The organism is Globicatella sulfidifaciens DSM 15739 (assembly GCF_900167405.1).
Lineage (GTDB): Bacteria > Bacillota > Bacilli > Lactobacillales > Aerococcaceae > Globicatella > Globicatella sulfidifaciens.
This window is the reverse complement of record NZ_FUWO01000014.1, coordinates 42,052-62,960: the sequence shown is the minus strand read 5'-3', so window position 1 is coordinate 62,960 and position 20,909 is coordinate 42,052. Positions and strand designations below refer to the sequence as shown.

16 protein-coding genes are annotated in these 20,909 nt (G+C 33.2%); 11 read left to right on the top strand and 5 right to left on the bottom strand.

All coding sequences use genetic code 11. The features are described 5' to 3' along the window. The 5 genes from B5D12_RS07805 to B5D12_RS07785 all read right to left on the bottom strand — a co-directional run. Nucleotides 1-428, bottom strand: a 428-nt coding sequence (locus B5D12_RS07805; RefSeq protein ID WP_143412069.1) for a transposase family protein, incomplete at its 3' end; no start/stop codon positions are given. Nucleotides 429-1,106: 678 nt separating this feature from the next. After that, entirely contained in the window at nucleotides 1,107-1,289 is a 183-nt protein-coding gene (locus B5D12_RS07800) for a helix-turn-helix domain-containing protein (protein ID WP_159443899.1), read from the bottom strand. Nucleotides 1,290-1,962: 673 nt separating this feature from the next. Then, nucleotides 1,963-2,541 carry a YdcF family protein gene (locus B5D12_RS07795; RefSeq protein WP_159443898.1) on the bottom strand — a complete coding sequence of 193 codons (579 nt, stop codon included), beginning with the start codon at nucleotides 2,539-2,541 and terminating at the stop codon, nucleotides 1,963-1,965. Between the two features lie 90 nt (nucleotides 2,542-2,631). Then, the gene (locus B5D12_RS07790; protein ID WP_078756290.1) at nucleotides 2,632-4,356 is read right to left on the bottom strand and encodes a PrpR N-terminal domain-containing protein; all 1,725 of its coding nucleotides are present in this window, start codon (nucleotides 4,354-4,356) and stop codon (nucleotides 2,632-2,634) included. 684 nt (nucleotides 4,357-5,040) lie between these two features. After that, nucleotides 5,041-5,778, bottom strand: a complete 738-nt coding sequence (locus B5D12_RS07785) for a copper homeostasis protein CutC (protein ID WP_078756289.1) — start codon at nucleotides 5,776-5,778, stop codon at nucleotides 5,041-5,043. A 565-nt stretch (nucleotides 5,779-6,343) separates the two neighbouring features. Between B5D12_RS07785 and B5D12_RS07780 the strand changes: the two genes are divergently transcribed. The 11 genes from B5D12_RS07780 (at nucleotide 6,344) to yicI (ending at nucleotide 20,906) form a co-directional block, all read left to right on the top strand. After that, nucleotides 6,344-7,204 carry a MurR/RpiR family transcriptional regulator gene (locus B5D12_RS07780; protein ID WP_159443897.1) on the top strand — a complete coding sequence of 287 codons (861 nt, stop codon included), beginning with the start codon at nucleotides 6,344-6,346 and terminating at the stop codon, nucleotides 7,202-7,204. A 4-nt stretch (nucleotides 7,205-7,208) separates the two neighbouring features. Beyond that, on the top strand, nucleotides 7,209-8,126 hold the full coding sequence (gene murQ / locus B5D12_RS07775) for an N-acetylmuramic acid 6-phosphate etherase (protein WP_234982944.1): 918 nt from the start codon (nucleotides 7,209-7,211) through the stop codon (nucleotides 8,124-8,126). Next, a complete protein-coding gene (locus B5D12_RS07770) occupies nucleotides 8,110-9,546 on the top strand; it encodes a PTS transporter subunit EIIC (RefSeq protein ID WP_078756286.1) in 1,437 nt (478 codons plus the stop codon). The genes murQ and B5D12_RS07770 overlap by 17 nt, the downstream gene beginning before the upstream one ends. Next, complete coding sequence (locus tag B5D12_RS07765; protein ID WP_078756285.1) at nucleotides 9,539-10,600, top strand: MupG family TIM beta-alpha barrel fold protein; 1,062 nt, start codon at nucleotides 9,539-9,541, stop codon at nucleotides 10,598-10,600. Before B5D12_RS07770 ends, B5D12_RS07765 begins: the two co-directional genes overlap by 8 nt. Before the next feature lie 500 nt (nucleotides 10,601-11,100). Beyond that, complete coding sequence (locus B5D12_RS07760; RefSeq protein ID WP_078756284.1) at nucleotides 11,101-12,834, top strand: cache domain-containing sensor histidine kinase; 1,734 nt, start codon at nucleotides 11,101-11,103, stop codon at nucleotides 12,832-12,834. Then, the gene (locus tag B5D12_RS07755; protein WP_078756283.1) at nucleotides 12,831-13,514 is read left to right on the top strand and encodes a DUF624 domain-containing protein; all 684 of its coding nucleotides are present in this window, start codon (nucleotides 12,831-12,833) and stop codon (nucleotides 13,512-13,514) included. The genes B5D12_RS07760 and B5D12_RS07755 overlap by 4 nt, the downstream gene beginning before the upstream one ends. Before the next feature lie 79 nt (nucleotides 13,515-13,593). After that, nucleotides 13,594-14,805 (top strand): hypothetical protein, encoded by a 1,212-nt coding sequence (locus B5D12_RS07750; protein WP_143412068.1) that lies wholly within the window; start codon nucleotides 13,594-13,596, stop codon nucleotides 14,803-14,805. 180 nt (nucleotides 14,806-14,985) lie between these two features. After that, the gene (locus B5D12_RS07745; protein ID WP_078756281.1) at nucleotides 14,986-15,951 is read left to right on the top strand and encodes an ABC transporter permease; all 966 of its coding nucleotides are present in this window, start codon (nucleotides 14,986-14,988) and stop codon (nucleotides 15,949-15,951) included. Nucleotides 15,952-15,962: 11 nt separating this feature from the next. After that, a complete protein-coding gene (locus tag B5D12_RS07740; RefSeq protein ID WP_078756280.1) occupies nucleotides 15,963-16,877 on the top strand; it encodes a carbohydrate ABC transporter permease in 915 nt (304 codons plus the stop codon). A 14-nt stretch (nucleotides 16,878-16,891) separates the two neighbouring features. Further along, the gene (locus B5D12_RS07735) at nucleotides 16,892-18,544 is read left to right on the top strand and encodes an ABC transporter substrate-binding protein (RefSeq protein ID WP_078756279.1); all 1,653 of its coding nucleotides are present in this window, start codon (nucleotides 16,892-16,894) and stop codon (nucleotides 18,542-18,544) included. A 91-nt stretch (nucleotides 18,545-18,635) separates the two neighbouring features. Then, nucleotides 18,636-20,906, top strand: coding sequence for an alpha-xylosidase (gene yicI, locus B5D12_RS07730; RefSeq protein WP_078756278.1), 2,271 nt, complete (start codon nucleotides 18,636-18,638; stop codon nucleotides 20,904-20,906). The last annotated feature ends 3 nt before the right edge of the window (nucleotides 20,907-20,909 follow it).

The following is a 20,909-nucleotide window of genomic DNA, read 5'->3' as shown; positions in this document are numbered from 1 at the left end:
AATTCTTGAAGAATCATTACCTTTAAGGGTGATGAAATCGTACAGTGCTGTTTGGTTAAGTTAGTTTGAGAGACCGTTGTTTTTTGACAATGTTTACAAAGGTATCGTTGTTTAGTCAGTTTAAGATAAGCAGGTTGAAGGTTATATTGCCCAATTAGGATGACGGTCCTATAAGATCCATAATCAATCATATCTTCCGCTCCATTATTACTACTACGACAATGAGGACACACTTTAGGCGGATTCTTTAGAGTACCTGTAACGGTTAATACTTTTTTAAAGGCTTTTGAGACAGAAAGCATTTTTTTAGTAGAACTTTTAAATTGATGAACTGAAAAATAGCATTCTTCTTCAAAATCATTCTGTTCTAGATGGATATTAAGGTCTTCCATTCCTAGTAAAATTTTAGTATGATTGTATGTAGCCATGTGATTTCCTACTTTCTATATTTTTGTGTGCAACTTAATTATAGAGGAAATCACGGGCTTTTTGTGTATAAAAATAGTGCTGGTGTAGAAATGATTATTCCACGCTTTCAGGGCAAGCTGTAGCCAATTCAAGGCAATGATTCCACGCTTCAAGGCAAGAGGGTAGCCATACTCATGGAGCACGGCTATGAATGAAGTTATATTTTTGGTTGACAAAGTGTTCTCGTATATTCAATTGTCCAGCATCTAACCACACCGAGTTATGAACAATACGGTCCATAATCACATCAGCATGAACCCCACGACCTAGTCGTTGATGCCAGTCGCTCTCTTAAATTGAGTACAGAAGATTATTGAAAATGATTGATAGATACTCTGTTATAGGACGCTTACCGTTTAAGTGGGTCTCATATTGGAAATAGGTTGAGTCATTATTTGCAAATGTTGGAGTAATTCTTGGCACTGACTGGAGCAAAAATTATCAAAGGGTGGAGATCACAATGGCACGGCTTAAGCTATTTGATGGCAATACCCAAATTAGATTACAACCGAATTCCATGACTTTTTGTAATAATTTAAAAAGGTGTAGGTGAGCAGAGCAATTTCTGTTCACCTAGACCAAAAAGTATAGAGGCAAAGTATGAATCCAAAAATAATAATATTTTCACTATGTTTTATTTATCTAAAAAGAGAAGTAATTGGAATTTCTAAAACTTTTGAAATTTTGGGTATTTTATCAATATTAGGATTACTTTTTCCAGTTTCCCATTTGGAATATGTTTGCTGTGTAACTCCTATTTCTCTAGCTATGTGAGATTGAGTAAAGCCTTTCTTTTTTCTAAAAAATTGTAAGTTTAACATAATCATTCACCTCCCTATATTTAAATACGAATTTCCTAACAAAATACTTTAAATATTTTAAGGAAAATTCAAATGATTGGATTTTAATGCTTAAAAATTATCTTTATAAAGTTATTTTCGCGGTAACATCACGATTGATAATCACTAAAACGTTTTCTTTGGCTTCTTAAGATTTTCTATAATACCGTTTATTATTGAATACGGAATAGTGAAAATTTGACGTGTAAGACTCATACTATTCGAGAAAGAATCGTGACAATCTTGACAGTTAAAACATTTAATTTTAAGCAGAACGATCTTGAATTTACTATGGTTAAAAGATAAACGATACTTCTTTTTATAGTACCCTTGCTGTGAAGATGAGAAGAACGACAATAAGGGCACTTTTGAATCCTAGTATCCAATGAACATGAAAGGATTACTTCATCCATAGCAACGACTTAACTAATTTCATGTAAAGGTAAATTTAGTAGCTGCGATAGAAAATATTTACTCTCATCATTTTTTTCCAAAATAATAACCTCCTAATGATAATACGAACATTCGATCATTATCAGTTTAGGAGGTTATTTAACCATAGTCTATTCAAACTACAACATTTAGTGGAGGATTTTACTCCCCACTAGAAGTTGTTGAGACCCAATCCCCTGGAGAAGTTGTTGTTTTTTTAGTTTCAGATATCAATATAATAATACAATTCAAACCAATATCCCCAATATTTGTATATTTCGTGTAATGCCCATTTTCTATTATTTTTATTGGTTAAATATGAATTTTTATAATCTGATTGCTTTGGATAGGCAGATACATAAATGAATTTCAGGTCTTTGCTGCCTTTTGCCCGTTCAAAGGCCATTTTGGTTCTTCTGGTATGAAAATCACTGGTTACCACTATGGCAGATTTCCAACCATGTTGTTCCATTATTTTAATTGATTCTGTGGCATTTGTCCAAGTAGACGTTGCCTTTGGTTCTGCAATTATATTATCGGGATTGACGATATCATCATTGATAGGGGGACGAGCATTTTTTTGATTTTGTGTAATAGGCGAAACAATCACTTTATTAGAGGTACTATATCCTTGTTCTAAAAGTTCTTTTGCCTTGGCCTCACGGTACAATTGTCCACCAGCAACAATAATAACATCTGATTTTTCCGGAGATTCGCCAATATCTAAGGTGAAAAATAAAATAAATGAGGAAATAATCATCGTGATTAAGAACGCTATAAAACTTGCTTTAATTAATTTCATATTGCCTCCTAATTTTCTTTTCATTTATCTTATAATATTTGATGGTTTATTACAAATCTATTATATTTGCATAGTATAGGGTGATACCATTTATTTTTGATGGTTGCGCTCCTCTTTATCCAAATACCGATAAATTTTACTCCGACTAATTTTTAAATCAGTTGCAGTTTCTGTAATACTTCCTTGATTCTCTTCTAATTTATAGCGAATAATCTCTTCAATATATTCTTCTAAGCTAGGGTGATTATAAGATATTACTTTGTTTATTAAATCTTCTCGCATAGGGTGTTTTAATAATTGGTTAAATGCGAATTTCACTTCAGTTTCATTGATGACGCTACTTTTGGTATTGATGACCAGATATTTAATGATATTGGTTAACTCACCATAATTTTCTGGCCATGGATAATCTTTTAGAGTATTCATCGCTTCTGTTGTATAGGTACTCACTATCCCTTCGTGTATCGAATTCAAATCAAGTGTTAAGATATCAATAATCTCTTCAAAATTTTCTTGTTTGCCCGATAGTGGCTCCATATGGATTCGATAAGCTGAATTCCAGGCGCTGCTAAGTTTGGGATGATTGTCATTAAGTTCATATATCGTAATCATCGGTGACGGGTGTTTATTATGGCTAATTATTATTTGCGTTTGTGCATGGTCAAGCTGTTCAACGTGCCTCAAGATGATTATGATATTTTCTTGCTTTAATATTTCTGGCCATAACATCCAAAAAGGTTTATCGATATAGCGACAATCAATTTGATAGATAAGTTGATTAGAAAGCTGGCTTACTAAAAGATGCGCCATTGTTGATTTTAGAGTGTATCTTTCACCATAAATGACGATAGCTGAATAATGAGCAATCAATTTATTAATATCAAGATTACGACTCTCTTCTTGGACTGTTGAATAAAAGAAATCATTTTGAATTTGATCGCTTAATTCTTCGATTGTTAAAGCTTTAATAGCCGGATGCTTAATCGATTGGTATAGTGGAAGTTTCTCAAATTGATATAAATTAAAAAACGAATCCTTCCAAGTAATCATATTACAGATTACTTGATAACGATTGTTAGCTTCATCAATAATCGGCTGTTCTTTGGTTAAATTTTGTAATTGCTTTTGTAAGGTTTTTGAGTTTAACTTAGGAAACTCAGAAATAAGAATCCGATTTTGTTGATCAGTGACAGCATATTTCATAGATAATTTTAGAGTCAATTGATTTTGAATATGTGCTTGTAATTGTGTCTGCTTAATAGGCATCACGATATTTAAGATTTCAATATATCTTGTTCGGATGGTGTTCTCATCTAATGTATAGGGAATTTGCTTGACTGAGTATAATTTTAAAATTGAATAAAGGGCAGGACTACAGATGTAATATTGATATTGGTTCAGAATTGAACGTGACATATGTTCTTGAAAATTAGTTAAGGATTTGGTTACGATGCTGGGGTATTCGACGTTTAGATGTTGGCATAAATCCTGGCATAACTCAATGAATGATGGCTCACCGACTATCAGTGTCTTATCTTGGTATTGCTTCATGGTAGTGAGAATTCTTAATAGTTCAAAAGGATTATTTTCCACTGTGAAGACGGGAAGAGTGGTATATTGCCGAATGTCCGTTAATGGATAACCATAACATAATATCGCATCAAAAATTTGTTGATGCTGTTCGAGATATTGGAAAGCTTTAGTCGGCTTGTCAGTTAGAATGGTCACTTTAAGATTGTGAAAATCCTTGGCGCAGTGCTTGAATTTTTCAACTAAATAGTAGTCAGAAGTGATAATAAGAAGATTGACTTTCATAACAAACCTCCGTGTCTCATTTTAAGACATTTTATCACAGTTTATTAAGAAAATCATAAGTTTGTCGCCTAAAACTTTTAAACTTTATGAAAATGAAAATAAATTCAAAAAACATGGGTTTTCGTGTCTCAAAATGAGACATCTTGAAAATTTATGAAAACAAAATTTAGTGTTTTTGCCTGATTTTTTGACAAAAATGTCAAATGAAAGCTTTTCATGACATCCGTGTGTATTTGTGAAAATAGACTAGTTGCAAAGATGGAAATAAGGATGATTGTGAAATATGGAAATGTAAGGGAATGAAATATCTAAATACGAGTAGTACGACAGATGAGAGTGGAGTTAATTAAAAAAAGACATATTTTCGGAAATTTATATGTTCATATAGAAATAAAAAATGGATGAGGGTGAAAGTAAAGTAGATATTATGAAATAAATTGAAAAACGAATGAGCACCAAAATAAAATGATACAAAAAATTCTCTAGCGAGATTGAGCAACAACTTTTAAAAATACCGTATGATTCATCTGTCATTTTATAAAAAAGAGGTTGAGTAGTCTCAAACTGTATCATAATGACTAGTTTAAGACCCACTCAACTTTGAGGGGGTGCGGGGACGGACAGACAAAACGAAAATCATTAGATTTTTTACTTACTGACCATGTACAACTATAGCGTTGTTATTTATTCTGTGACAACTCGCACTAATTTTCTTACTTTTTCCATTAAGACGACATCATAAGCCAGTGGCGAAGGACTTTCGGTATAAGCATAGCTGACATCGAGATTTTCAGTTGTAGGATCGAGGCACCAGTCTTTACATGACGAGTGAATATTGGTAATGCCGGTTGTTTGCATTAACTCTACGGCATTCGTCTCATTGACACCACTACCTATTAAGAAGGTTATTTGTGCTCCGTATTGTGCTTGTATCGATGCGAGTCGTTCAACTGCTTGCGGCGCTTTTTCCTTTTGACCACTCGTTAAGATGCGGTCGATATTAAGCTTAATTAAGGTTTCTATACTGGTTTCATAATCATTGACCACATCAATCGCCCGATGAAAGACCGCTTCTTTTTTATACTGATGAATAAGATTAATCATCTTTTGAGCGCGAATTGTATCAATAGTCAGATCTGAATTTAGAAAGCCAAAGGCAATACCGTCAGCACCATTTTCAAGCAATAATTGACAATCAGCCATCATCACTTCAAATTCTTTCTCGCTGTAACAAAAGCCACCACCTCGAGGGCGCACCATACAAATCACTTTTAAATCAGTATGACGTTTGGTTAGAGTTAAGCTAGCTAAACTTGGGGTCAGACCACCGAGTGCCAGAGCAGCATTCAACTCAATTTGTTTGGCCCCACCATTATAGGCGGCTAAAGCATCTTCATAACTACCACAACAGATTTCGAGCATGATTATTCTCCTTTATTCTTTCTATAAGTATTCAACCAATGTTTACTGGCACCAATTGGATGATTGCCGAACTATCTTATTAACTTTCTATAGGTTTCATTTGAACATAAAACTTGTAAGTGATTTTTGAAATTATTAAGTAGACAAAACAATATGATTATTTCTTTCCATTCAACACCAGTGAAGCGATGTTTACTATACTTTCGTATACTGTTAATATCGCTTAATGACTGTAATTTTCAGGACTTAAAATTTTACTTATGTCTGTTGAACACGCGCCTAATTTTTCATAGGTAGCATTTATCATTATTAACAAATGTCATATCCTTCCTGATTATCTTCATTATATCAAAGGTTCATAATAGGGAAAATAATTCCTTTATGGCACATTTAAGATTTAAAGGAGAGTATCTAGTTATAAGACCGAATATATTGTGGTACTCAATTTAAATTAACTATTTTCATCCTTTTCATTTACCCAAATAATACAATTTATGGTACAATGTACCATGATTGAAGCGCTTAATTGTAATAAAATTCCACGAGTCTTATAATGGAGGTAAGAATGAGTAATACATTGACAAAATTGAGAGTTTATCGACCAACAGCCAGTCAAACAGAGCGGTCGATTATCGACTATGTTTTAAAGAATCCATTGAAAGTAGGAAACATGAGTATTCATCAATTAGCTGAAGCGACTTTTTCATCCCCGACTTCGATTATCCGATTATGCAAAAAAGTTGGATATGACGGGTATAAATCTTTTAATAAGGAATTGCTTTATGAACAAGCGGTGCGAGAAAATGTCTTTGAACTAGATAATCATGTCTTTAGTCTGAATGATAATTCAAGTGAATTGATTCAAAGTGTGATTTTGAATAACTTATCAATATTAAGAGAGCTAACTTTTTTAATTTCGGATTCTTTAATCGACCAATGTGTGAGTGAAATTGAAAAAGCGGATAAAATAGTTTTCTTTGGCATCGGCGCTTCGTTAATCGTCGCAAAAGACGCTCAGATGAAGTTTGCTAGAATTAATAAGATGGTTCACGTATCTGAAGATTGGCATACGCAACTATTAATGGCACGGAATATGAATGCTAATGATTTAGCTGTTGCGATCTCTTACTCAGGTGAAACAGATGAAGTCATTAAATGTGCACAAGAAGCTAAAAATTTTGGGGCTAAGATTATCACCATGACGAAAGAAGGCAACTCACGATTAAGTCAATTATCTACTTATCCTTTATTTGTTCCTAATAGTGAAATAGGAATGAGAAGTGCAGCCATGTCATCGAGAATTGCTCAAATGACTTTAATTGATGTGATCTTTTCTAGTTATTTACATAATATTTATGATGAGGGCATCTTGATGATTGAACGGACGAGAATTTTGAAAGGAGATGAAACACTTGATCACTCTTGAGGGAATGAGTACAGAAACTAGAAATCCTAATACGATGCATTTGGATGAAATGTCAATTCATGAAATATTAACCATAATGAATGAAGAAGACCAAAAAGTGCCTCTAGCTATTAGAAAAGTACTACCACAAATTGAACAAGCCGTTACCGTAATCGATCAAGCATTTAAGAAAGGAGGACGATTAATTTATATAGGTGCTGGAACCAGTGGGCGACTCGGTGTGTTAGATGCAGCAGAATGTGTGCCAACATTTGGGACATCGCCAGAAATGGTTCAAGGCTTAATTGCCGGTGGTCAAAAGGCGATGATGTTTGCGGTAGAAGGAGCAGAAGATAGTCAAGAAATGGCGCAAGCTGATTTGACGGCTATCGATTTAAGTGCAGACGATGTAGTAGTAGGGATTGCTGCTAGTGGCCGAACCCCTTATGTAATTGGCGGATTGAATTATGCTAATCAGGTAGGAGCACATACGGTGTCGATTGCTTGTAACGCGGATAGTGAAATAGGAAAAGTTGCTAAAATCGTGATCGAAGCGGTGCCAGGACCAGAAGTCTTGACCGGTTCAACCCGTTTAAAAGCAGGAACGGTTCAAAAATTAATTTTAAATATGTTATCCACTGTTTCAATGGTAAAACAAGGTAAAGTTTATCAAAACTTGATGGTTGATGTTCAAGCCACGAATGAAAAACTGGTTCGCCGTTCACAAAAAATTGTTTGTGAAGCAACAGGAGTTAGTCTTGAAGTTGCTAAACAAACATTAACCGAAAGCAAAGGCGATGTTAAGACAGCCATTCTAATGATTATATTAGAGGTTGACTTTGAAACAGCCACGACATTGTTGGAAAAATCAGAAGGACATATTAGAGAAGCAATTCGTTTAAACAATACGAATGGAGGAAATGAAAATGGCAAGAAATGCTGAATTAATTAGACAAATAATAGAAAAAATAGGTGGCGAATCCAATATTGCCTCCGTTACTAACTGTATGACTCGTTTAAGAATCACACCTAAAAATCGTGACTTAATCGATTTTGAAGGCTTAAAAAATATTGAAGACGTAATGGGCGTTGTCGATGCGGACACCGTACAAGTAGTAGTAGGACCAGGAAAAGCACGTAAAGTAGCCGATGAAATGATTGAAACCTACAAATTTAAAGCAAGTCCTGAATTAAATATTGATGAATCAAATGAAGATTGGAAATTAAACAAACAATCCGTTAAATCAAAACAACATAAAAGTAAATTAAAACAAGCATTAGAACTTATTGCTAATATCTTTATTCCATTAATTCCAGCCATTATTGCAGCTGGTATTTTCCAAGGCTTTGGTAGTTTACTTGGACAATTGATTACTCAAGGAACTTTAAGTGGCGATTTCTGGGAAGGTACTAGAATTATCTTCTCATTAATCGGGACCAGCTTCCTAGGATACTTTGCTATCTATACTGGTATTAATTCAGCGAAACAATTCGGAGCAACTGAAGCGCTAGGTGGAATGGTTGGGGCAATGTCGATTGCGGCTCCAATCGTAGAATTCTCAACGTTGCTTGGTTTATATGATGCGGAAACACCATTAAACTCAATCTTAACGACCGGTAAAGGGGGAATTATTGGGGTAATCTTAGGTGTTTATATCTTATCACGTATTGAAAAAGCAATGCGTAAAGTGGTTCCAGATGTATTAGACTTAATCGTGACACCTGTTGTGAGCTTATTATTGACTGCTATTATTATGGCATTATTAGTAATGCCAGTGTCAGGTTTCTTATCTGATTGGTTAGTTAAATTCTTAAATATCTTTATTGCATCGAATAACCCAATCATTAGCGTACTATCAGGTTATATTTTATCAGCTGTATTCTTACCAATGGTATTATTAGGATTACACCATGGATTGATTCCAATCTATGCGATTCAATTAGAACAAATGGGCGGTGTATCACTATTCCCAGTATTAGCGATGGCCGGTGCTGGACAAGTAGGAGCAGCTATTGCGATTTACCTAAAAGCAAGACAAACGAAGGATGAAAGACTACAAAAAGTCATTGCCGGTGCCTTACCAGCAGGATTTTTAGGAATTGGTGAACCCTTAATTTATGGGGTTACTTTACCATTAGGTAAACCATTCATCACAGCAGGATTAGGTGCAGGATTTGGTGGTGCGTATGCAATGTTGATGGGCGTTAGAGCGACTGCGTGGGGACCATCCGGTTTAGTAGCCTTACCATTAATGATTCCAAGTACCATGATTCATTATTTCATCGGTTTAGTTATCGCTTATATTGGTGGCTTTGTGGTAACAAGCATTATGATTAAACCAGAGGACTTAACGAATGCATAAGCCACTTGGCTTTTCCATCTACGCTAGCCATTTTGAAGAGCAAAAGCAATGGTTAACCCAATTAGCGATCAAGGAACGAAGAGTATTTACCTCCTTGCATATCCCCGAAGAGGTATCCAGTAACTATGCTTCAAAAATTAAAACAATGCTAGCGTGGTTGAAAAGCGAACAATTTTATGTCATTGCCGATGTCAGTCACCATACACTAAAGTTTTTAAACGTGAAAAATTTAACTGAACTCGTTGAAGCATACCCGATTGATAACTTAAGAATTGATTTTGGAATTAGTTATGAGGAACTTGCAACATTACCACGGCATATCGATTTAACCATCAATGCCTCAACCCAGCAAAAACAAAGGGAAGAAATTTTACGTCTAAAAGATCAATTAGGTCATAAAATAATGGTCATGCATAATTTTTATCCTCGTCCCGAAACAGGACTCGATATCGAGCAGTTTGTAGCCATCAATCAAACTTTCAAAAAGGATGGTTTTGAAGTGTTAGCCTTTATCGCTGGCGATACAGCAAAACGTGGACCGCTTGCTTTAGGACTACCAACAGTAGAAGTCACACGTCATTTACCACCAGTTTTGGCCTATCGACAACTCCTTGAATGGGGTGCGGACGCGGTATTTCTAGGAGATCTTGCATTATCAACGCAACAACTTGAAGCAATTGATAATTATGTCAATCAAGATGTGATGGATTTACCAGTGAACCTTGAAGAATCTTATACATGGCTATATGACCGAGTACTAACCATTCGCTTGGATTCACCCAAAATGTTGTTGAGAGTATCCGATTTAAGAGAAAACTTGGTTGCCAATACCTATCAGCCAGATAAAAATTCTCAAAAACGGGACAAAGGAAGCATCACTATCGATAATTGTAAATATGGACGCTATGAAGGGGAATTACAAATACTAGGCAGAAATTTACCAGCCGACGACAAAATCAATGTCATTGGGCATCTTACCAGTGGCTATCACGCTATTTTTGATTTAGATAATAGTGGCCAGAAAATAAGGTTTAGAAGAGTATCAGATATTTGACTGTTGAATGAGGCGGGTCCAAAACTAGATAAATTCAGTGAAGTTATTGTACGTTAATAATCAAGCACGGTAGTTGAGCGGTATTGATTGGTGGATTAACGACGCTGAGCAAAAACTTGATAAAATCAATCAAATTATTGTTCGTTAATTATCAGCGCAGTGGTTGAATGGTATCATACTGCGTCTTAATGGGTTGGTTGATATATATTCAATTGGTTGCGGCTGTGTATATTTAGTTAAGCTATCATGTATATTTTGATGACTGAGAAGGCATCGGAGTACATGGTGGCTTTTTAGTATACAAAAATGATGTTGTTGTTTTTTCTGTGGTAAAAATTTTAGAATGATCAGTATTCTTAAGAAAAAAGAGTATAATATAATTTGTGACAACAATGATATAAATTGAAACCCAATAGAAAATGTTTAGGTGAAAAAATATATTGTATTTTGCAAAATAAATGTTAGGATAAAAGTAAGCGCTTTTTATTTTGGAGGATATTATGAAAATAAATAAATTACTTAATTCGGTAGAACGTAAACTATACTTAATTTATTTTATCATTGCTATTCCTATCTTTGTAATTATTTTTGTTCTAAGTATCTTTGTTAGAAACGATCAAATAGAGAACAAAATAAGTGAGATTAATAATGTAACAGCCCAAGTTGCGAGAAATATTTCGGACCTTACTCAAAAAGGAACGGAACTTTCGAATTTGTTATACTATGACACTGAGTTAAGTGATTTAGCTTTACACAATTATCAAACAAATTTTGAAGTTTATGAAAAGTATAAAAATTACACCATTACTTCGGAATATATAAAATACTATCCTGAAATCAGGAAAATTAAGCTATATGTTGAGAATCAGACAGCGTTAAGTGGTAATACCATTATCCCGGTTACAAAGGAAATTAGAGATACGATTTGGTATCGAAATTCTGTTAAGAGAAAAACGCGGGAATTATGGGCAGTCTATAAAGATGAAACCAGCACTCATAAAAATCTTACTTTGAATCGCTCAATCTATTTAGAAGATGGCCAGTTAGTAGGTGTATTAGCAATTAGTTTTTTTACTGATAATCTAATTAGTAATTTAAATCAGTCTGATATCCCTATGGCATTAGTTTTAAATGGGCAAGTAATATTTAGTAATTCCTTGTTTGATCAATATAAATACCCACCGAATGGAGAAGACTTAATTGATGCCATTGAAGATGAAAATAATATTTATTCCAAAAATGTAATAGTTGAAAATCCTGATTCTAAACTTTATATCTATGCAACAATTCCTAAAAAGGTGATAAATGAAGAGGTTAATCGTTATTTAATTTATGCTTATTTGGGCATTTTGACTTCTTTTTTATTTTCTTATTTGCTATTGATTTTATTTGTAAAAAACTTTGGTATACGAGTTACAAAGTTAAAGAAAAATATGGATAAAGTTGCAAATGGTTATTTTAATATACCTAGTAAAATCGAAGGAAATGATGAAATTGCTGAAATTTATAGTAAATTATATATGACTATGCAATCTCAAAGAAAATTAATATACGATCGATATAAATATGAAATAGACAATAAAAATCAAGAGTTAATGTTAAAAGAAGCTGAGTTTAGTTTTCTTGCTAGTCAAATTAACCCACATTTTTTGTATAACGCTCTAGAGAATATTCGAATGCAAGCCGTTTTAAACAACGACCGTCAAGTAGCTAATGCCATAAAAATTTTAAGTCGCTTATTGAGACGTGCCTTAGAAACACCACACAAAAAAATTATTGATATTGAAGACGAGTTAAAATTTGTCGACGATTATATGAAAATTCAAAAAATGCGTTTTGAGGAAAGAATTGAATATGCGTTATCCAATAATTTGAATAATGAACACCCTATTTTACCACTAATTATCCAACCTTTAGTTGAAAATGCGGTAGTTCATGGTATGGAAAATATATCACGAAAGGTTACTGTTTCAGTTAAAATTATGGAATTTAATCATGAGATTTTGATTAAGGTTCATGACAATGGGTCTGGAATTGAAGTGAGTGAACTAATTGCTATTAAAGAAAAAATAAATTCAATGAATATGTCTTCTAAAAATATTGGTTTAGTTAATGTTAATAAACGTATTAAACTTTATTATGGAGAACAGTATGGCCTAGAGATTGAAAGTGTTGAAAATGTTTATACCTGTGTCACCTTAAAAATACCTAAGATTGTAGAGGATTTAAAATGAAATTTATCAATGGTGGCTATGATAGCCAGTTTTATAAAATTATTAAATATTTATCGGATTTTCTATTTATAAATCTGTTGTTTTTAGTTGGAAATATGTTATTTTTTATTTGTTTCATTTATTTTGAACCAAGTTTTTCTAACCTAATATTTTATATTCTTAGTTTAGTACCACTGCCGATGGCTACTACTGCTTTATTTTATACGGCAAGTAAAATTGTCGAAGATCGCAATACCAATGTTATAAAAAGTTATTTAAGAGGTTATAGAGAGAATTTTGTAATTTCATTAAAATTTGGTTTGATGCAAATACTAATTTCAAGTATTTTTGCTATCGATAGTTTATATTTTATAGAGAAGAAACAAATCATCATTGCTTTTATTTTTGGTTTTTTGGCTTTATTATCAATTATATTTAGTTTAATAGGATTAAGTTTGTTGTCGATGATTCACTTGGATTTAAAAAATCTGTATAAGGCGATAGTCGTCTTTATGTTTAATTATTTTTCTTCAATTTTGAAAGTGGTACTATATTTTATATCATTTTCAATTATTTTCTACGCTTATCCAAGTATCATGATGTTATTTGTATTTGCATTATTTGCGTACTTTATGATGCGAGAATTGAAACCAAGGATACTTGATTTTGGAATTAAATTTGGGGGTTGGAAAGATGTTTAAATGGGTTAAAAATATTGTTTTCTTACTACTAATAACTTTTCAGATGCTAAATGTTACTATGATAGATGCAAAGAATACCATGAAAATACGTGAACTTGGACTTGGACAACCTCTTGAATGGACCATAATTGAGGATGAACCAACTATATCTTATACTTTTACTAAAAATAATGAACAAGTTTGGGAATCTGACTCTATTGCAAAAGTTTTATCTAGTAATGTTGAAAAATTTTTAGAGCTATTACAAGAAACAACGATTGAAGAAGTATCAGAATTGAATGTCGATGAACTGGTAAAAGAATATGAACTAATCATTAATAATTCAAATGACACTTTACTATTTGCACATAAGGAAGATCAATCGTATTTAATTTTTAGAGATAAAACTTATAAACTATTAAATGCCGTTCCTATAATCGAAGATAATTTTGTTGGTTACTTTACAGAACCACTTTCTAATAGTATGGAAGAAATTTCTGAATTTATTTTGCATAATGATTTTGGACAATTGACTTTTAATCAGCAACATCCATATACCAAAATTGAAACAGCTCCATTTATCAGTCAGTGGTATGTTCATACGAATTTGGATACCGTTCTATCTGTTGAATATAAAATAATGGAAAAGATAAAATCTACTTTGATAAATTTGTATAGTGTACAATTAGAAGAACCTATTCAAACGATAAATCAGTCAACTATCCAAATAGATATCAAAGGTAAAGATACACACTCATGGCTAATTTCAACTATTAATGATGAATTTAGTCAACTTTTAGATCAAAAAAATAATATCTATTACTTAGTAAGAAATAAAGATATTGATGTTTTTAATTTGCCATTATTAAATTATTCAGATAATTTTATTTGTCTTTTACCACTGGATGCTGTCAATACTATTACAATGGAGAGCCAGAACAATAAATATCGATGGGATTTAACCCATAATTTACATCAAGATGACACTCAAATCAAAGCGAATCATACCTTCGAAATTAATGGTAAAGAGATAGAAGAGGAAACGGCACGTAAATTATATCAATATCTTGCTTTACTTAATTATCAAAGAGTAGCAACTGAAAGTGAGTTAAACTCTATTAAAACAACAAAACCTGTCGCTCATATCCAATATGTCTTTAGTTCAGATAAACGGACACATGAACGCAATATTTCATTTTATGATTTAAATGAGTCAGAGTTTGTAGTAAAAAAAGATGACATTATGGAATTCGTTGCCAAGAAAGAGAGTTTCGTCACTTTATTTGAACAAATGAAGCTAGTACTACAGTAAAAATCAAGGAGTAATTTTGCTCTGTTTAACATCTACTATATATAATAGTGGATGTTAAATAGGGCTATTTTGATTTTTATAATTAAAAGTCACATTTTTTTAGTAAATAGTCACATAATTTCATTACATAAGCAAGCGTTTACAATTAAAATAAGTATATACTTATTAGGAGGGATTGAAATGGAAATAGTTGGTAATACTCCAATCGTAAAAAGTAAAAAAAAGCAAATCAAATCAAAGAAAATTACTTGGAAAAATATTAAAGAGCAAAGAGTTTTAATTTTAATGGCATTACCTTTTGTCATTTGGTTGCTAGTCTTTTCGTATTCGCCATTGATTGGATGGGTCATCGCCTTTCAAAATTATAAACCACAAAATGGTTTCTTTGGTTCAGATTGGGTTGCTTTTAAACATTTTGCTGATTTATTTAAAGAACCACTTTTCTATAAAGCTCTAAAAAATACTTTAGGTATGGGAATTCTAGGATTAGTTTTCGGTACAATCTCATCTATTTCGTTTGCACTAATATTAAATGAAATTCGTTTTACCAAATTTAAAAAATTTACGCAGACAGTTTCTTATTTACCACACTTTGTTTCATGGGTAGTTGTTGCTAATATTGTGTCTCAAACTTTGGCTCCAAGTGGAATTTTTAATCAAATACTTCAGTCTTTACATTTGATTGATAGACCGATTAATTTTTTGGCGGTACCTAAATATTTTTGGGGAATAGTTACATTATCTGATGTTTGGAAAGAAACAGGATGGAATGCCATTATTTATTTAGCAGCAATGACTAGTATTGATCAGGAGATGTATGAGGCGGCTCAAGTTGATGGTGCCAGTCGTTGGGAACAAATGAAAAGTATTACCTTACCTTCTATTCGTCCCATTATTATTGTTTTGTTAATTATGAGTATTGGTAATCTGATTAATATCGGGTTTGAAAAACAAATGCTTTTAGGAAATAATATCGTAGCTGATGAAGCATTGGTAATTGAAAAATACGCATTAGATTACGGTATCGGCATGTTCAGATACTCATTTGGTACCGCAATAGGAATTTTTAAATCAGTGGTCAGTATCTTGTTAATAGTTATTTTTAATAATATTGCGAAACGTACTGGTCAAGGTCAATTAATGTAGGAGGATTAAAGATGCAAAGAAAAAGCAAGAAGCCTTTATTAAAAAGACCAACTATGCTGGATTATATACTAGGAGTTTTCTTATTATTAGTTGTGGTAGTCACTTTATATCCGTTCTTAAATGTGTTAGCAATATCGTTAAATAATGCGACAGATACGGCACGGGGAGGACTTCATATTATTCCACGAGATTTTACATTACAAAACTATAAAGAAGTTTTTAGTTCTAACAATAATTTGTTGTTAGCCTTTAGAAATTCTGTATTAAGAACAGTAATAGGAACTATTTGCTCAACTTTTTCCTGTGCGGTTCTAGCTTATGTTGTTAGTCGCAAAAAATTTATTTTTAGAAAACAATTAAATGTTTTACTTACTCTAACAATGTATATCAGCGGTGGTTTGATTCCTTATTATTTATTAATTAAGCAACTAGGGTTAATTAATTCATTTTGGGTTTATATTATTCCGGGGTTAATCAGTGCATTTAATGTAATTGTTATTCGCTCATTTATTGAAGATTTACCTGATGCTTTGGAAGAATCAGCAAAAATAGATGGTGCTTCAGATTGGGTTGTGTTTACAAGAATCATTTTACCGCTCTGTATGCCAGTACTAGCTACCATAGCACTTTTTGTTGCCGTTGGACAATGGAACAGTTGGTTTGATACTTATTTATACGCAAGAGCAGACAAAAATTTAACGACTTTACAGTTTGAATTGATGAAAATCATGGATAATGCGAATTCGTTATCAGCGCAGGATGTCAATAGTTTAAATCAGAGAGGAGGCCAACAAGGGGTTAGAACGACACCTGAGTCAATAAAAATGGCTATTACAATCGTTGCAACCGTTCCAATTTTAGTTGTTTATCCGTTTTTACAAAAGTATTTTGTTTCAGGTTTAACATTGGGAGCAGTTAAAAGTTAAAAGGAGAAATTTTTATGAAAACAAAACTTATCAAAAAATCTGTATTATCTTTGGGAACGTTAGCTTTATCATTAGGTGGCTTTATAAATATCGGTCAAGTTTCAGCTGAAGAGCCGTTAACCTTAACTTTCTTTAGTGCTGATTTAACGACTGATGATCCATTTACTAATCCGGTAGCTCAAGAAATTACCAAACGTACAGGAGTAAAATTAGAATTAAGTCATCCTGTAGGCGGAGATGAACAAGCAATTCCTTTGATGATTGCCTCTGGAGATTACCCTGATATGATTTTTGCTAAAGGTGATTTAAATAAAATGATTGATGCAGGGGCTATTTTACCTCTTGATGATTTAATTGAAGAGAAAGGTGAAAATATTAAGGCAATGTATGGCGATCAAATCGATCGTTTGAGAAATAGTTTAGAAGATCCACAAATATATCATTTAGGAACTGCTGGAGTAAAAAATCAAATTTTAAAAACAGGTGGTACTGTTCAATTACAAATTGAAGTTTTAAAAGAATTAGGTTATCCAGAAATTAAAACTTTAGAAGATTTCGAGAATGCTTTAATAACCTACAAAGAAAAATATCCAGAAATTGATGGACAAGAAACGATTGGATTAAGTTTATTAGGTAGTGATTGGCGTTGGTTAATTACGGTTGGTAATCCTGCCGGCTTTGCTGCAGGATTTCAAGATGATGGACAATGGTATGTTGATGAAGAAACAGGAGAAACTCATTATAAATTTATGATGCCAGAGTTTAAAGAGTACTTTAAATGGTTAAATCATATGAACGATATTGGATTATTAGACCCAGAATCATTCACTCAAACATATGATACCTATATTTCAAAATTATCGACTGGTCGTGTTTTAGGGATTGCTGACCAAGAATGGGACTACAATCAAGCATTAGCTGTTTTAAAACAAGATGGAAAAAATAATCGTATTTGGGCACCATTACCAGTAACGTTAAATGAAGATTTAATTTCAATGAGTACTAGAGATAGTGGTTACACTGGTACAACGGGGATTTCAATTACCACGACTTCAGAACATCAAGAAGAAGCATTTGAATTTTTAGATTGGATGGCATCTGAAGAGGCTCAAATTCTTGTGAACTGGGGTGTTGAAGATATCAACTATGAAATTAAAGATGGCAAAAGAGTTCAGTTAGAAGAAGATCGTAAAAATGCAGAAACAAATCCAAACTATTCCATTGAATCAGGGATTGGAGCCTATATTTGGCCGTTCCCACAACTTGGTGCTGGACATATTGATTCAACAGGACAAACAATTGGCCGTGACAGCAAGGAGTTAATTGTTGAAAATTATTCTGATGCTGAAAAAGAAGCTTTGGAAGCTTATAATGCTGAATTATGGGTTGATACTTTCCCTAAGACTGAGGATCTAGGGGTTTCAAAACATGGTAGAGCCTATGAATACGTGATTCCTGCAAGTAGTGATGCAGCTATTATCCAACAAAAAGCAGATGATTTAACAACTCAAAAAGTCACCCAAGCTATTTTAGCAAAACCGGAAGAATTTGATGCGATTTGGGATGGCATGATTGAAGAATTAATAGCAATTGGTATCGAAGACGCTGAAAAAGAAATGACTCAATTAACACTCGATCGTATGGAATTATGGGGAACAAAAGAGTAGTATAGCAAAACATTAAAATAATAATAAAACGGGATATTTAATAGAACCTTTGGGACTTTTAAGTATCCCTTTTATATGAAGGAGGAAAATTATGAAATATTCAGACGGTGGTTGGTTAGTAAAAGAAGGATTTGAAGTAAGTTATCCTGCACATGTTTACACAACAAGACAGACAAAGGAAAAGTTGACGCTATTTGCACCTTTCCGCTATACATCCCATAAGGGATATTCTTTAGATGGTGGAATGATGACGATTGAAATCTCAGCTCCAGCACCAAATATTATTGGAGTGAAGGCATATCATCATAAAGGTGTAGTCGATCGATTTCCGAAGTTCGAATTAAATACAGAAACCGTTGATGTTGAAATAAGTGAAACAGAAGAGCACTATATTTTTACCAATGGAAAAATGTCACTTGAAGTCGCAAAAGGTGAACAGTTTCATTTAGTATTTAAATATGAAGGCAGAATATTAACGGAAAGTAAACCAAGAGGGCAAGCTTATATTATAGATAATTTCGGCAAGCCTCATATTAGTGAACAGTTAACAATCGGGGTTGGAGAGTCTATTTACGGATTGGGAGAAAGATTTACTTCTTTTGTAAAAAATGGACAAACTGTTGACATGTGGAATGCAGATGGTGGCACTGGTACTGAGCAATCATATAAGAATATTCCATTTTATGTTAGTAATAATCGATATGGTATATTTGTAAATTCTTCCAATAAAGTTAGTTTTGAAGTCGGAAGTGAAAAAGTATCAAGAGTACAATTTTCAAATCCAGGTGAATCTCTTGAATATTTTGTAGTAGGCGGTCAGACAATAAAGGATGTACTAAAAAATTATACTAATTTAGTTGGGAAACCAGGTTTACCTCCTACTTGGTCTTATGGACTTTGGTTAAGTACTTCATTTTTAACTGATTATGATGAAGAAACAGTCAATCAATTTGTCGATGGAATGGTTGAACGAGACATCCCGTTGGAAGTCTTTCACTTTGATTGTTTATGGATGGAAGAGTTCGAGTGGGTCAACTTTACATGGGATCCTAGAATGTTCCCAGATCCTGAAGGAATGTTAAGTCGATTGAAAGCCAAAGGTTTAAAAATATGTGTTTGGATTAATCCTTATGTTGCACAAAAATCGATTATGTTTGATGAAGGAATGGAAAAAGGTTATTTCTTAAAACGAGAAAATGGTGATGTATGGCAATGGGATAAATGGCAAGCTGGTCAAGCAATTGTGGATTTTACTAATCCAGAAGCCACTAAATGGTATGTTGACAAATTAGAAGCATTAATTGATATGGGTGTGGACAGTTTCAAGACAGATTTTGGTGAAAGAATTCCGACAGACTGTGTGTATTTTGATGGTTCAGACCCCGATTATATGCATAATTATTATACACAAATCTATAATGAGGTTGTATATCAATTATTGGAACGAAAACTTGGAAAAAATGAAGCAGTATTATTTGCACGCTCAGCAACAGTAGGTGGGCAAAAATTCCCAGTACATTGGGGAGGAGATAACACAGCTGACTATCCCTCAATGGCTGAATCACTACGCGCGGGATTATCCTTTGGTTTAAGTGGCTTTGGTTATTGGAGTCATGATATTGGAGGATTTGAGTCAGGATGCCAACCAGATATTTATAAACGCTGGACCCAATTTGGCTTGTTATCCTCTCATAGCCGTTATCATGGTAGTTGGGAATACAAAGTTCCATGGTTATTTGGAGAAGAGGCAGTTGAAGTCACTCGAAAATTTACCAAGTTAAAATTGAGCTTAATGCCTTATTTAATTGCGGAATCCAATTATACTCATGAAACTGGTGTTCCAATGATGCGTGCTATGATTATTGATTTTGAACAAGATTTAAATACTCATACTCTTGATCGACAATACATGTTAGGTAGTAATTTGTTGGTCGCTCCTATCTTTAATGAAGAAGGAATTGTACAGTTTTACGTTCCAAACGGAGGCACTTGGACAAATTATTTAACAGGTGAATTATATCTAGGAGGAAAATGGTATACTCAAAAATACGACTATTTTGGATTACCACTATTAGCACGTCCTAATTCAATTATTATTGAAGGAAATGTCAATTCACACGCTGTGTATGATTTTAATAAAGGATTTACAGCTCATTGGTTTGAACCTTCAGAAAACATTGCAAGTGAGGCTAGTATATATAATCAAGAATCAGAATTAGTTGCAACATTAAAAGCTATCAATACTGGAGGAAAATTCCAAGTCGATCTATCAGGTGATGCTGAAGGTAAGTTAATGATTCATATCAAAAATAAAGTGAAGACATTTGAATTGACAAATGGAAGTCAGACATTCGAAATATAGGAG